Genomic DNA, 14,047 nt, shown 5'->3' on the forward strand with positions numbered 1-14,047 from the left:
AAAGTTGACGGGTAGTGTTTTCGTAGCTACGATAAAGCGTGCGGTTTGATTTCGACCCTGGCAAGGACGCGACCAATCTGAGCAAGCACGGCCTCTCCTTGGCGGCCGCAGCTGAGCTCGACTGGGATGCAGCACTCGTCTGGATTGATAATCGGGCTGACTATGGTGAAGCAAGGATGATTGCCTTGGCTCCAATTGGAGACATACTCTTTTTTGTAGCCTTTGTAGATCGCGAGCCGGCAAGGAGAATCATTAGTCTACGCAGAGCTAATCGCCGCGAGGTCCGCCACTATGTCAAAGCCATTAAAGAAGATCAGCCTGAAGATGCCGACACTTGAGGAAGATAAGTTGATTACAGCGGCAGCGGAGTCAGATCCTGACGCCCTTCCGCTTACAGACGAGCAGATGAGCGCGATGGTCCCTATTCGGGTGCTGCGCGGTCGTCCAAAGTTGGCGAATAAAAAGAAGCTTGTTTCAATCCGATATAGTCCTGAGGTTATTGACTATTTCAGAGCCTCAGGAGCTGGCTGGCAAGCTCGCATGGATGCTGTGCTTAAGGATTATGTCGAAGCTCACTCTACTGGCGATGCGAAGGGGGCCTAACATCAAGATACAGAAGACGGGATCGAATGATGCCGGCTATGCAAAAGTCATGGCCCGCCGCTGATCTGGAACGTTAGGCGGCTGCTTCTTGAGCGAGGCTGCGTGCCACTCACAACCGTTCGCCGCCAGGGGCTTTCGTCATAACGGACACCACCAGGCTCACTGATAGGAATTTCTCCCGGCCATCACTCCACCGTCCACATCCCAGATCGCGCCTGTCACCCAAGAGGCTCGATCGGATAGCAGGAAGCAGATGGTTTCAGCGACGTCCTTCGGACTACCGATACGTCCGATTGGGTGGAAGTCGTTGAACCCCTGAAGCGTCGAGTGGACCTTCTCCTTGTCAATGAACGCCTCGTAGATGGCTGTCTCAACAACGGCGGGGGACACCGCATTGACCCTGATATGAGCACCAGCCAGCTCCATGGCGAGATGCTGGGTCAGCGAGTGAAGGCCAGCTTTTGCCATGGAGTAGGCCGAGGATGGAGTTGCGGCTATGGCCTGTTTGGCCCACATTGATCCAATGTTCACAATGCTGCCGCCGAGGTTCCGTACCACCATGGTCTTCGCAACTGTCTGCGTGATAAAGAACAGCGACTTATTGATGCTGAAGTAGCTGTCATAGTCGGCTTCTGAGTGTTCAAGGAATGTCCTGGGGAGGAACACCCCGGCAGCATTCACAAGGAGGTCCGTGTCTGCATGCTTGCTCTCGATCCGGGAGCGCAGGTCGTCCGTTTCAGCAACGTTGGTGAGATCGGCCTTTTCTGTGTTGATCACCCCGAATGGGCCGAGTTCCTTGACGACCGCATCGATGTGATCCTCTCTGTGCCCAACCACAACCACCGATCCCCCTCGCTGCAGAACGAGCTGAGCGACCTTCTTCCCAATACCACTCGTTCCCCCGATGACCAAGAGCTTCTTGCCTGAGAAGTCCATCACTGCATCGCTCATTGTGAAAAGGATGTTGGCTGGCAAAACTCTGATGCCCACGCCGTCATCCAGCAAGCAGGCACAATTTGGTAGGGTGGGAACAAAGTGGTGTCATACGTTGAAATCAGGCGATGAAATCAGGCGATAAGAAACTGCCTCGTCGCGTGGCCCCTCGCCACGTTGGCAGGATGGTTGAAACTGTCATCGGCTGCAAATGGTCGCTAACGGTGCTGCAGCTCGTGGTGCTCGGAGTGAACCGCCCAGGCGAGATGGAGCGCAGCATCGAAGGGCTCTCGGCGAAGGTGCTCAACGACTGCCTGCGTCGACTCGTCGAGTTCAATGTCTTGGACAAGCAGTCGTACCCGGAGATGCCGCCGCGAGTTGAATACACCCTTACCGAATTCGGAAACAAGTTCCGCAAAGTGATAGACGCCCTGGATGACCTGGAGAGCGACTTTGAAGGAGCCAAGGCAGGGCCTCGAGGCGACAAGCACTCGGCACAAGCGTCAACAAGCCAGAACGGGAGTTTGGGCGCTGACGACGCCTGACAACGTCTTGCGGCGGTCGGCACATTGAAGCATCAGCCAATGCCGAGCGTTAGGCTGTAACGACGGATCCACGTATGGTTCACCAATGATTGCATACGCCATTACGAAAACCGTTTCGATAGACGCGCCACAGGAGCAGGTCTTCGCCTTCCTCGCAGATGCCGCCAACTGGCCGAGATGGGCCATCGTCAACGTGAAGTCTGTGAAACCCTCAGATGGCCCGTGGTGGGACATGGAGACCCCCGCTGGCATGGCCAAGTTGCGTATCCGCCCCAATGCGGACTTCGGCACCCTCGATCATGACTTCAACTCTCCCGATGCAAGCTGGACGGTTCCAGCACGCTTGGTCGCCAACGGTAGTGGCTGTGAGTTCATGATCACCTTCTTTCAGCCGCCTTCCTTCTCACGAGAGTTCTTTGAGGAGCAGGTAGCCCTTGTGGACAAGGAGCTGGCTCAGCTGAAGACGCTGATTGAATCGGCGTGAAGGTGCCAACAATTCACTCCAGCCAACGCCGCTTCGCGGCGCGGCTGAGTTCAAAGGGTTGCTTTACCTCAATCAGCCTGGTGGCCATCGCCCACAGCGATCCAGAGGCCTTCGCCACCGGCTTGATCAACGCCGGCCGGCGAGAGGATGACCTGGGGCCGCTGGCGTCGTCCCCTGCCCCTGCTCCATTCGCACGATGAAGATCGATCCCGACCTCCGCCGCCGCACCCTGCGGGCCGCCATCGCCCTGCTCGAAACGGCCCATGATCCGGAGCATGTGTTCCCCCATGCGGTGCCCCTGCTGGATGCCCTCGGCAGCTCGGCTCTGGGGGATCTGGGCCGGGCCCAGTTGCTGGAGGATCCCGCCCTCAGCGCCCTCGCCGCTGAGCGCTACTGGGGTCCCTGGCCCTCGGCCGCGGAGTTGCGTTCCCTGCCGAACGGCAGCCTCGGCCAGCTCTATCAGGCGCGGTTCGATCGGCTCGGGCTGCATGCGCCACCACCACCGGACACCTCCGGCATGGACGGCCCCGGCGCCTACCTGCAACAGCGGCTGCGCTTCACCCATGACATTCATCACACCGTGCTGGCCATTCCCGTGGACGTGCCCGGGGAGGCCGCAGGTTCGGCGTACTACGCCTCGGCCCTGCGCCAGCCTGCCTCTGCCGCCGTGTTGACGGCCTGGATCTTCCACGGCTTCGAGGTGCCCGAGGAGAACGAGCGCCTCTGGAATGGCATTCGCTTCGGCCTGGAGGTGGCCCGGCTGGGGCCCACCCTGCTGGCGATGCGCTGGGAAGAAGGCTGGGCGCTGCCGATCGCCGCCTGGCGTCAGCAGCTCGGGCTGGTCGAGCTGCTGGCGGCGACCCCGTTCCCGGAGGAGCTGGCCCTGCTGAGTTGAGTCCCTTTGCGGCCACGGGCTGATTGCCCTGTCCCCATCCCCGACGGGTCCGCCGAGACCCTCGCCGAGGGCATCTGCGCCTACTTCGAGCGCCGCACCGACCTGCAGCGCCCGCCAAGGTGTCGACCGACATCAGCCTGGTGGCGATCGACCGCAGCGAGTCGCTGTTCGTGCTGCGGATCTTCAACCTGCAGCGCTACGCCCCCGGCGAAGCCTTCCACGCCTGGCACTGCGACTGGACCACCAGCGACGAGGCCACCGAGCCGGACCGCCGCCTGCTGGCCTGGATCCTCACCTGCAACGACGTGCCCGATGGCGGCACCGAATTCCACTGGCAAGACCACCACGTGGAAGCCGTGAAAGGCACCCTGGCGATCTTCCCTGCGGGCATCTCACACATCCACCGCGGCCGGGTGAGCCACGAGCACACCAAAACCATCGCTACGGGCTGGATCAACGCCGGAAGGCGGGAGGATTACATCGCTCGGCTTGCGGCTGGCTGAGGGGCTGGGGGATGGGGAGGCGTTGGCATGGGTGGGGGAGTAGTGAGACCCAATTGCCCCAAGCCTTCGACCCCGGTGTCAGTCGAACTGTGCACTTCCGATCAGATTCTCGGCATGGAGCGAACCAAGGAGGTTCAGGGTAAAGCGTTCGAGACGCACGAAGGCGAATAAATGGTTAACGGATCCGCATAAGATCCCATCACGCATTTGCTTCAAAGGGCTGGATCGTTGCACCACAGTTGGTTCAATGACAAGAGGCAGAGAATGCAATGGTGCATATACTGTCAAAAGTCCAAGCGTGGCGTGGATACCGGACCCGCCCATTCAGCGTTAGCCCGCTGAAGGCCAGGTCCGGCTATCGCCGCAGCACTCAAACGCCATAGCGGTCGCTTACGCGCATGCGAGAATCCCGATCCTAGTCGCTTCCATCGAACAACGCTGACAACCGCATGCAGATCAAATCCATCCTCGAAGACAAGAAGGTCTCGGCGAAGAGCGTGCTCATCGAGTTGTCGATCCGCGACTATTTGGAGCTTGCAAAGAAGATCTATCGCAAGAACAACTTTCAACGCCGCAGGGTACGGAGCTCGAAAACCGTCTACTCCCTTCTCAAGACTGACATGCTGCAAGGGTGCGTAATACCACCTGTGGTGCTCGCGTACACAAAGCCTGCGGGAACACTCGAAGCAAGTCTCCATGATGCCATTCGCAACGATAGCGATCACTTTGTTCTTCTAGACGGTCTACAGCGAAGCCTCACGCTCATGGACGTTGAATCAGAGACCGCAGGACAGCCCGACGTTCAACAGGCATTCCTAGATCGAACAATGCGTTGCGAGATCTATGAAGGCATCAATAAAATCGGAATTCTCTATCGAATGCTCACCCTAAATACTGGCCAGACGCCGATGTCGGTGCGGCATCAGATTGAGATCATGTATCAAGACTATCTGGACGTTCAGATTGAAGGAATCACACTGCTTCGCGAAGCTGACGCCAGAAGAGCCCGGCAGCCGAACTGTTACAACTTCCGCGACGTTATCGAAGGCCTGAATTCGTACCTTGAGAGAAGCGAATCGCCTCTAGATCGCGGCGACATCCTTGACAACATATCTAGCCTTGAAAGCCTCGCCAAGGAGAACGATCGCTACGATGTCTTTACAGATTTCCTCACGACGTGGAATCAGCTTATTCAAAAGATCACGTCTTTTGACTTGAAGCATCCAACCGAACAACCCGTCGACGATCCTGACGAGCCAACGAGTGCCAAGGTTTGGGGAACTTCAGGTGTTCAGGTTTTCAAAAGAGCTCAGGCAATATCCGGATTTGGCGCTGCCATAGGGATGCTTAGAGACGAGGACGAAACAACATCGTTCGGCACACTAGATATTGACAACCTAGTAGTTGGCATGGACCATGAAGAATTTATGCTTGAGTTCAACGAACTCATGCAGACCCTCAACAGCCGAGCGAAGAGAATTGGCAACGCCCAGCGCTTGTTCTTTCGACAATTCTTTAAGATGCTATTTTGGGAAGAGTCGGGTGCTTACTTGAATATGGCGCGCGCATTAAATGAGGGATTTAAAAGCGCCACTCGAATCGGCATTTGAGCGCGATGTCAGAGGTGAAGGTTACTCGCGCCAAATTCCTGACGTTTCGCAGGCCTGATGCCGAGCTCGTGGATATTCACGTCCCTAACCACTGGAATCAAGATCTGGTTGGGAAAATTCTGCGGTCAGAATATTCGGTTCACGTTGTCGTGTCAGACCGCGAGCCGGCCGAGGCCGAGTTCTGTACGATTGCGCTTGGGCGAGGGCCAACCTGTGGCTTTGTGATCCCAGGCTCAGCCATTCTTTCCCCGGAAAACCCAAATAGCAGTAATCCGGCATACTGTGCATATAACCTATTGATAGCTGATACTGTTTGTCGCGCATCTTTCGAGGGCCACTATGAGCTCACAAGCGAGAAACGGCTGGTTGCGACTTCAAGAGACGGAATCTTCAGGCAGGACGTTCTTTACCTGATCACTTGGAACAAGTACATCTCTTCTCCAAGTACCTTTGCAAGGGACTACGCCATCTCATTATGCGCTCACGGTCTTGTGTTCCCCTCGTCGGAAGAACTTCCGACTGAACTCATATCGACACCACCCACAGACGGGTCGACACTAAAACTGAGGGACACAAAGGACCTACCGGACTACGTAATCACGATTCTGGGGACGCTGGTTCCTTATTGTAATAATCCGTTCCTCAGATTCTTCTATCTCTATCAGGTTGTAGAGCATTTGATGGGAGAAGACTTCGATACTCGCGTTGCCGAGGTCCGAACAAATTTCCTAGGCAACGCAAATCCATCTAAGGTGGAACTTCGAGAGATTCTGGAGAAATTTCAGGATGCAACTCGCGAGAAGGCCCGGATAAAAAAAGTCCTAACACCAGAGTGCCCTACAACCCTCGCTGCAGCAGACACGTTGCTCATGGCTCTTGGCATAAATGAGCCCGATTCTACGTTCGCAGAGCGGTTATACAGAGTACGAAACACCCTCTTTCACGACTATGGGGTCCTACACGGTCAAGGCAATGCTATTTCTTCTATTTGTGATGGCCTGTACGGATACTTGGTCGAGAAGAAGATTCTTGTCTGAAGCCAATAGCTCGCATCCCGCACAGCGGGCTAACATCAAGATGCAGCGGGCGGGATGAGTAGCATCTGCATTCACACGAATTCCGTCCGCCGCTGATCTTGAGCGTTAGGCATACCAAAATGAGCCCCGCATGCTTCGAAGTCTGCACTTGCTCTTGCGGCACAGAAGGCAGACGATTTGACCAGATGGTCGCGTCAGAGACAAACTTTAGTATCACAATGCGCCACATTGCACACTCGAATATTGGTTGGTTTGTCGGCTTTCCAGACCCTTGTTTTCATGACTGGCAGATGAGCAACGAGTCAGGCATCTACATGCTTTGGGAGAAGGGCGATTACTGTACAATCCATGAGCTTTATCATGGCAAGGCATTGTATATCGGCAAAGGTGCAGTGAAGGCGCGCATCTGGGAGCATTCGAAGAGGAAGCGGCTTATTCAGGACGAGATCACTTGCTTCACTTTTACTCTCATGGAGAATCGCATGACAAAGTATATCGAACAGTTGATTCTTGATCTTTATGACATTCCACTTAATATAGCGGAAAATCGCGGAAATGGAACATTGTGTTCTTATATCAACCAAGGCGAAGCAGACTTTGGCACCATAATGAAGTGAAGAAATGGTAATCAAGTGCCAGCCGCCGAGACAGCCGATTCAACAATGATGCCTTCCAAGCCTGCAGTCCTCTGCCCAATCAACATCCTCCCCCCGTACTCCACAGCCAGGACAGATTAGGCGTTAGTCTATAGGCATAGTATTCTTTGACCATGCTTCAACTTGCTTTAGAGTTTCTAAGGATCTTTCTCTCGCCACAGGCAGTAGCTGGTGGCGTCACTATAATCTTTGTAGTAGTATTTCGGAATGATCTGAAGGCTCTATTTCAGCGTATTGCCAAAATCAGGTTTCCAGGTGGCATTGAATTAAGTACCTCTCAGACCGCAAGGCTTGAGGCCTCATCAGAAGCCAAGCCACCTTTGAAAGCACCGGCTCAAGAGTCCTCTAACCTGCAATTGCCTAGAGATCTTAGCCAGCACCAAATCAAAGAGATAAGCGAACTCCTAGAGGCCGAACGCGCTCAGTCTTATTTATGGGAGTATCGATATCTCAACTATTTTCTTGCTTTTCGGACTCAGCAAGTTCTTGACTGGTTTGCGTCACTGACTACACGACCCTCGCTTTCGTTCTTTGATACGCTCTGGCTGCCCGCTATTCCAAGCATGGAGGAACGCCAGAACATTATCAACGCCCTGCAAGCCCATCGGTTGATCACAATAGATAACAGCCTGATAGAGATCACTCCCAAAGGCAAAGACTACATTCATTGGCGTGGGCCTTTAGCTCGACTGCCAAATGCCTGACATCACCATGCACCAGATCCGCCACCGCATTAAGCCCATAGAACCCTCAATCTCCTTGCGGCGTGGTGACGGCAAACGCTAGGCCTCGCAACAACGTAAAATGCCCCGCTTGCAACTATGGCTAAACTGAAGTCTGACCCAGTACAAGCTAGCGACTTTCTCGAATATCTCTCGGGCTACTCTGACTTCAGTTTCGAGTTGACCATACTGAATCTGCTTAGGTCGTCGGGACTTGAGTGCGAGCATGGGGGTCTGTATGAGGATCCCGCTACATCGAAGACAAGAGAGTTCGATATCCGTGCAGTCCATGTAAATGGGCACTATAAAGTCAGGCTCGCTGTGGAATGCAAGAACATTCGCGACAATTTCCCTGTTCTCATTTCCTGCGTACCACGGCATGAGTCCGAGAGCTATAACGACATCGCTGTGGTCTCAGAACCGCCCTCTGGCCCACGGGGTCTAGACCTAGGCATGTACCGTTCGCGTGCACGGACCCTTCGAATCGAATACGCACATGCTTTCTACAGACCCAATGAACCGGTTGGGAAGAGTACGGCTCAGATTGGGCGATCCCTCGATGGATCGATCTCCTCAAACGACTCGGAAATCTATGAAAAATGGGGCCAGTGCTTGAGTTCAAGCCAAGAGTTAGCCGAACGCATCTACTGGGACGGCGACGGCGAGCCAGGTAATCCTCGATATCTATCTGCAGTTCTGGCGTTCGTCGTGGTTCCAGACGGCCGTCTTTGGTCGGTCGAGTATGATCACGATGGAAACCGAACCGCCGAACCGAAAAGGGTAAACCGTTGCTCATGCTACGTAGGTAAGAGCTACCGAATCGGCACGAAGCTGGCGAGTGCCACGGTCAGCATCTCGCACGTCGAAGTTGTTACAACTACAGGTCTTCGCGAGTTCGTGACCAACCTGCTTCCCACAGAAGGGAGCATGGATGCGCTGTTTCCCAAAGAGGGGATCCAAGCTGCCTTTCAGAGGCTTATAGAGTGAGGTCTAACATCATCATTCACCTGAGCCGCCACTCAACTCCTGCTCAGCAGCCAAAGCGTGTGCAGGCGGGCGATGATGAGCGTTATGCGGCATTAAACTCCACGTGGGATTGGCCCTATAGAGACGGCCTATCAGCGAGGAGCGGCCAAGTGTCCTACTGCGCAGCAAAGTCAGTTTTTGTGCAGGGCTCTTTCTTTGCGCCGTTCCATTGCCTAGACCATGGTCGTCCAACAACTAATGGGCTGTGGTGATTCGCCAGTTTTTGTCCGAATCGCTCCATTCAGTAAGATGAGCTGACAATCGCCCTGCTGATCAAACTGAGGTAGGTATGAGGTGGATCTCTGCGCAAGACCTTCAAGAATGGTCAAACAGGATTACTGCTCGAACGACGTTTCCTGGCCTCATTGCTGACTTGATCAGCGCATCCGCTACGAACATCACCGAGTATCGGTTCCCAAATCGTGACAAGGGGCAGGTACGAGGCTTTGATGGGGTTCTTGAGGCCACAGGCTTTCCTCCCTTCGTTCCTGACGGGGCTTCAATCTGGGAGTTTGGCGTCACGGCCGATGTGGTGGCGAAGGCTGACGACGACTTTGAAAAAAGAACTGAGGACGTCGGCGCGGCTGTCAGAGCGAACACAACATTTGTATTTGCGACACCGAGGACCTGGGATCGCCCCAACAAACATATTTCGGATTGGCTTAGTGAGAAGCGGGCTCTTGAGCAGTGGAAGGGCGTTGAGTTCTTCGATGGCGTTGCCCTAGAGCACTGGCTGGATAGACACCCTGCTGTCGCTGCACGCTATGCAAGGTATGAGCTTGGCCTTGCGCCTACTACCGGTGCGTGTAGTTCATGCGAGTTCTGGGACGAGTTTTCCACGCGCTTCTCGCCGACTCTGACCGATGAAGTTGTGCTTGCCGGCCGAGAAGCACAAGCATCAGAGCTCCTTCTTCGAATGTCGGAGGGTGGCAGTCGGTTGGCATTTGCCGCAGACTCCGCCGACGAGGTCATTGCATTCGTAATTGCCGCTATTCGACGAGCCGCCCCAGAGACCCGGTCCTTCTTGGAAGGCAGAGCCATGGTCGTCGATAGTGTCGAGGCTGCTCGACAACTGGCCTCAAAGAAGGGCTTGATCTTCATGCCGAGAGGCCAAGCGCGGCAACTTGTCGGGTTGTTAGCGCAGGCAGGCCCGACGGTAATTAGTGCCGGTGCAGATGAACAACGAGGCCAGCATGATGTTCTCGCTAGGCCCACGAATTCCGAATTGGCGAAGGCCTTCGTCTCGATGGGGATCACTGAGGCTGAAGGCTATGAGTTGGCTCGTCGATGCGGTAGGAGCCTGGCAGTGCTGGCCCGTCAGAAGCCCAGCGGAACGGCGGAGCGACCGGAATGGCTGCAGGCTGCGGAGGCGCTGATACCTGCGCTACTTGCCGGCGCATGGCAACCATCAGTACAAGCTGACACAGACGTGCTAGTGACGCTAGGCGGAAAGGCTACCTATGAGGAGGTTGAGGCGCCATTGAGGGGCCTGACAAGACTAAAAGACCCGCCCGTAGACCGGGTCGATGACGTGTGGGCCATGAGGTCATCTGTAGACGCATTCGTGAATCTAGGGCAACTTATTGGTGGAGAACATCTGGCTCGATTTGCCGAACAAGCCAAGATTGTGTTCTCCCGTGTGGTTGAGCCTCCCAAAGCTGACGAAGTCTTTAGTCTCACGCAGCCTCAACGTGACGCGCATAGTCGATGGCTCCGCGATGGGCTGATGACTACTTTGCTCCATATGGCTGCGCTCCATGAGGAAGCAGGGTTTGTCGTAACAGGGTCGTCGCCTCAGCGTTTCGTTGACGACATAGTGCGCGGCCTGCCGAACCTGTCTACTGACCACCGTTTGCTTGAAAGCCTGCGAGGCCAACTCCCGCTGCTCGCGGAGGCTGCTCCTATCCCTTTCTTTGAGGCCCTCGAGCGTCTGCTTGAGGGCGACGCCGAGAGAATCAGGCCCATCTTCGCCGAGCGCGACGACTTCTTCGCGCCCGCGAGCGCTCATACCGGAGTTCTTTGGGCCCTGGAACTTCTTGCCTGGGATGAAGGCCATCTTCTTCGCGCAGCGATGTGCTTGGCCAAGCTCGCAGCGATTGACCCAGGCGGCAAGCTTACCAATCGTCCATTGAACAGTCTTCGTGACGTTTTGCTTTCTTGGTCGCCGCACACGAATGCGGGACACAAGCAGCGTATCGGAGTTCTGTCTCACGTCGTTCGAAAAGTGCCATCTATTGGTTGGCCTCTTCTTGTTAAGTTACTGCCACAGGCTCACGGCAGCGTGAGTCCTACGCAGAAGCCAAAGTTCGCCGAAGCCTCACCGGGAGGACAAGAGACGCTCACCTACGGCATCGTCTGGGCGACACAAGCTGCCGTGGTTGATTTAGCAGTCGAGCATGCACAGCTGGTGCCTGAGCGGTGGCAGACATTGATTGGCGTTCTTGGCCAACTTCGGCCCAATAGCTTTGAGCATGTCGTAAGGGGGCTGGAGGACTGTCTTGACAGACAAAGTGCCGACGAACGCTTCGCCACGTGGGATGCGCTGCGCAAAGAGGTGAATCGGCAGCGTGCCTACAGAGGCGTTGACTGGGCTATACAGGACGAGAGCCTCGGCCGTTTGGATGCTCTGGTTTCGAAATTTCAACCGAACGACCCTCTTCTTTCTACAACCTGGCTCTTCGACGATTGGATGCCTGACGTATTGGGATCTCATGATAAAGACGACCCACATTCAGCAATTCAGGCCGCTCGATTGGAGGCACTAAATGGGATTTGGGCGGCTCAGGGGGTTCCAGGCCTGACCAAACTGGCAGCGAGAGTCAAGCTGCCACAACAGATGGCTGAGTCACTGGCCATGCTTGCCCTCGGGGAGGAGGATGCTTCATCACTGGTGAGGCAGCTCCTAGCACTGACAGGAGAGGCAAAGTCCCTGGCTTCGGTAGTAGTGGCCCAAACCTTTTCGTCCTTGGGTCCTACGTGGATGAAGGCCCTTGACCGACTAATAACTGAACTCAGCCTCTCGGCAGAAGAGACAGCACGCCTCTTCATTGCACTGGAGGACGGAAAGCCAACCTGGGACATGGTTGCGTCCTTCGGTGCTGATGTGGACAATGCGTACTGGCGCCTAAAGCGTGCTTTCGGCTTTCGTGGAACATCCGAAGAGATGGAGTATGCCATCGCCCGATACCGTGCTTGCGGACGTACAATCGCGGCGATTGAAGCGACCCATGAGCGGTTGCAGGATATAGCTTCCACCTCGATGGTGAACTTGCTTGAAGCGGCCATACCTGAAATCAATGCGATTACAGGAGGCGGCGGGGTGATGCTTGGATACTATGTAGAACACCTTTTCGAAGAGCTGGAAAAACGGCATGATGTATCACGGGAAGACCTAGCACGGATGGAGTTTGCCTACTTGCCCTTTTTCCATAGAAGAAAGCAGCCATTAACACTTCACAAGATGCTAGTCGAGAGCCCAGAGTTCTTTGTCTCGATAATCTGCACTGTGTTCAAGCCTGCTAACAGTGAAGCACCAATCGTTTCGGAGCAGGAACAGAAGATGGCTACCGCAGCCTATGAACTCCTTAACGGCTTGAACGTCTTGCCCGGTCAGGTTGACGACAGAGTTGACTTCGAGACGCTGAAGGCTTGGTCTGATGAGGTACGCCAACGGGCGACCCTAGCTGACCGAAGCGCCATCACAGACGCTCGCATCGGCCACCTGTTGGCCCACGCGCCGGCGGACCCAGACGACCAAACTTGGCCGCACAGAGCTGTGCGGCAGCTCTTCGAGGACCTTTCTTCCGACGAAGTCGAGCAGGCTTGTCGCATCGAGCAGTTCAATATGCGGGGCACCTACATCAAGACTATTGATGAGGGAGGCCAGCAAGAGCGGATGCTCGCCGACCAAGCGAAACGCTGGGCGCGTGGCATACCGGAGTTTCCTCGCACAGCCAACATGCTTTCTGCCATTGCCGACATGTGGTTTAGAGAGGGTGAAGCTGCGGATGCGCGGGCTGCGAAGGAGGCCTTGCGCTGGTAGGTGAGCGGTGCAGTTAGCTCTATCTTTAGTTGACCACACTCACCACGTCATTGCACAGGAGCGTGGATTCCAAGGTGGTGACGTAGCGTGTAGCCTGTCGGGTGCGAAGCGGTTGCCTAGCAATGCGCTCGCTGTATCCTATTAGGAGCGAAAGCAGATAATCAGTGGCTGCGTTAACAAAGATGCCGCATAACATCCACATCCACCAGACCGGCTACAGCGAGCTTCGCCCGCTTCCGCCAGCAGGTGGTGCGGGGCGTTGGATCAACCAAAGAAGCACCCTAAGCATCTAGCTTTAAGCCCGCAATCCCCTTGCCCCTACTCAGCGGGAACTTAAAGACGCTCTGCATCCGGTTCGCAAGGTCGGACCGCCCAGGCCCGCTGGCTCATCAAAGCGAGCAGAGCCTTCCAGCTGGCCTTGAGCTTGACGTGCAGCGTCTGCCCTGTGTTCACCCCCACCCATCAACCTGCTGGGCACGGGATACCCATTCAGACCACGACCTCCTGCAGCTCCCCACCTACGGGACGTCAGCTGCAGCCCACCTCAAACCCACTCACCCAACCCCGCGCCACCACCATCGGCAGCAACACAGCGGCATCCATGAGCCCCTGTCCATCCGCCTTCAGCGAGTTGCTCCCTGAATCCAGCCCACAGCAGAGTTTGCCAAAGCTCGTTCGGGCGGCAAAACCCTGCAACAGCTGCCACGCTTCAGCGTCAAGCCGCTCCATGCGCGTGTCCACGCCATCTCTCCAGATGAGGAGGGTCGCGCCGCCCTGATCCAGATCAATCGGTTTGGAATCCGTGGCGTCTGGCTGGTTGGCGGCCCAGATCAGGTCTACCGGATAGGCCGAGGCCAGCAGCGCACTGGCTTGAGGCAGCTGGAACACCAGGTGCTCCCACTGCTCTGGAGGCACGCGGGAGAGGGCCGTGAGGTCGAGGCCGGTCTCATCGGGGGCGTTGAACACCCGGTGCCATTTGGGGTGAAGGCGC

12 protein-coding genes and 1 pseudogene are annotated in these 14,047 nt (G+C 55.7%); 11 read left to right on the forward strand and 2 right to left on the reverse strand.

Annotated features, from left to right (window positions below):
* Positions 1-38: 38 nt before the first annotated feature.
* Together KBZ19_RS05970 and KBZ19_RS15195 are read left to right on the forward strand one after the other, a co-directional pair.
* The gene (locus tag KBZ19_RS05970; RefSeq protein WP_255100213.1) at positions 39-338 is read left to right on the forward strand and encodes a BrnT family toxin; all 300 of its coding nucleotides are present in this window, start codon (positions 39-41) and stop codon (positions 336-338) included.
* Complete coding sequence (locus KBZ19_RS15195; protein ID WP_399220106.1) at positions 325-603, forward strand: BrnA antitoxin family protein; 279 nt, start codon at positions 325-327, stop codon at positions 601-603. Before KBZ19_RS05970 ends, KBZ19_RS15195 begins: the two co-directional genes overlap by 14 nt.
* A 159-nt stretch (positions 604-762) precedes the next feature.
* Here KBZ19_RS15195 and KBZ19_RS05975 read toward each other — a convergent pair whose 3' ends face one another.
* On the reverse strand, positions 763-1,608 hold the full coding sequence (locus KBZ19_RS05975; protein WP_255100214.1) for an SDR family NAD(P)-dependent oxidoreductase: 846 nt from the start codon (positions 1,606-1,608) through the stop codon (positions 763-765).
* 113 nt (positions 1,609-1,721) lie between these two features.
* On the opposite strand from KBZ19_RS05975, the gene KBZ19_RS05980 reads away from it, so the two are divergent.
* From KBZ19_RS05980 to KBZ19_RS06020, 9 genes and pseudogenes are all read left to right on the forward strand, one after another.
* Entirely contained in the window at positions 1,722-2,081 is a 360-nt protein-coding gene (locus tag KBZ19_RS05980) for a helix-turn-helix domain-containing protein (RefSeq protein ID WP_255100215.1), read from the forward strand.
* An 85-nt stretch (positions 2,082-2,166) separates the two neighbouring features.
* Positions 2,167-2,565 carry an SRPBCC family protein gene (locus KBZ19_RS05985; RefSeq protein ID WP_255100216.1) on the forward strand — a complete coding sequence of 133 codons (399 nt, stop codon included), beginning with the start codon at positions 2,167-2,169 and terminating at the stop codon, positions 2,563-2,565.
* A 196-nt stretch (positions 2,566-2,761) separates the two neighbouring features.
* Positions 2,762-3,460 carry a Coq4 family protein gene (locus KBZ19_RS05990; RefSeq protein ID WP_255100217.1) on the forward strand — a complete coding sequence of 233 codons (699 nt, stop codon included), beginning with the start codon at positions 2,762-2,764 and terminating at the stop codon, positions 3,458-3,460.
* Positions 3,461-3,496: 36 nt separating this feature from the next.
* Positions 3,497-3,963: pseudogene (locus KBZ19_RS05995) on the forward strand (2OG-Fe(II) oxygenase).
* 449 nt (positions 3,964-4,412) lie between these two features.
* Positions 4,413-5,573 carry a hypothetical protein gene (locus KBZ19_RS06000; RefSeq protein WP_255100219.1) on the forward strand — a complete coding sequence of 387 codons (1,161 nt, stop codon included), beginning with the start codon at positions 4,413-4,415 and terminating at the stop codon, positions 5,571-5,573.
* A 5-nt stretch (positions 5,574-5,578) separates the two neighbouring features.
* Positions 5,579-6,610, forward strand: coding sequence for a hypothetical protein (locus tag KBZ19_RS06005; protein ID WP_255100220.1), 1,032 nt, complete (start codon positions 5,579-5,581; stop codon positions 6,608-6,610).
* A 218-nt stretch (positions 6,611-6,828) separates the two neighbouring features.
* Positions 6,829-7,227: a hypothetical protein gene (locus KBZ19_RS06010; RefSeq protein WP_255100221.1), complete on the forward strand. Its 399-nt coding sequence runs from the start codon at positions 6,829-6,831 to the stop codon at positions 7,225-7,227.
* A gap of 152 nt (positions 7,228-7,379) precedes the next feature.
* Complete coding sequence (locus KBZ19_RS06015) at positions 7,380-7,970, forward strand: hypothetical protein (protein ID WP_255100222.1); 591 nt, start codon at positions 7,380-7,382, stop codon at positions 7,968-7,970.
* A 1,417-nt stretch (positions 7,971-9,387) separates the two neighbouring features.
* Positions 9,388-13,056, forward strand: coding sequence for a hypothetical protein (locus KBZ19_RS06020; protein WP_255100223.1), 3,669 nt, complete (start codon positions 9,388-9,390; stop codon positions 13,054-13,056).
* Between the two features lie 528 nt (positions 13,057-13,584).
* Here the strand turns inward: KBZ19_RS06020 and KBZ19_RS06025 are convergent.
* Complete coding sequence (locus tag KBZ19_RS06025) at positions 13,585-14,022, reverse strand: hypothetical protein (protein WP_255100224.1); 438 nt, start codon at positions 14,020-14,022, stop codon at positions 13,585-13,587.
* Positions 14,023-14,047: the final 25 nt, after the last annotated feature.

The organism is Synechococcus sp. L2F (assembly GCF_024345695.1).
Taxonomy (GTDB): Bacteria; Cyanobacteriota; Cyanobacteriia; order PCC-6307; family Cyanobiaceae; genus MW101C3.

Coding starts and splice junctions, on each gene's coding strand:
- KBZ19_RS05985 (WP_255100216.1), top strand. CDS start 2,167: ATGATTGCATACGCCATTACGAAAACCGTTTCGATAGACGCGCCACAG.
- KBZ19_RS05980 (WP_255100215.1), top strand. CDS start 1,722: ATGGTTGAAACTGTCATCGGCTGCAAATGGTCGCTAACGGTGCTGCAG.
- KBZ19_RS15195 (WP_399220106.1), top strand. CDS start 325: ATGCCGACACTTGAGGAAGATAAGTTGATTACAGCGGCAGCGGAGTCA.
- KBZ19_RS06010 (WP_255100221.1), top strand. CDS start 6,829: ATGCGCCACATTGCACACTCGAATATTGGTTGGTTTGTCGGCTTTCCA.
- KBZ19_RS06000 (WP_255100219.1), top strand. CDS start 4,413: ATGCAGATCAAATCCATCCTCGAAGACAAGAAGGTCTCGGCGAAGAGC.
- KBZ19_RS06015 (WP_255100222.1), top strand. CDS start 7,380: ATGCTTCAACTTGCTTTAGAGTTTCTAAGGATCTTTCTCTCGCCACAG.
- KBZ19_RS05990 (WP_255100217.1), top strand. CDS start 2,762: ATGAAGATCGATCCCGACCTCCGCCGCCGCACCCTGCGGGCCGCCATC.
- KBZ19_RS06005 (WP_255100220.1), top strand. CDS start 5,579: ATGTCAGAGGTGAAGGTTACTCGCGCCAAATTCCTGACGTTTCGCAGG.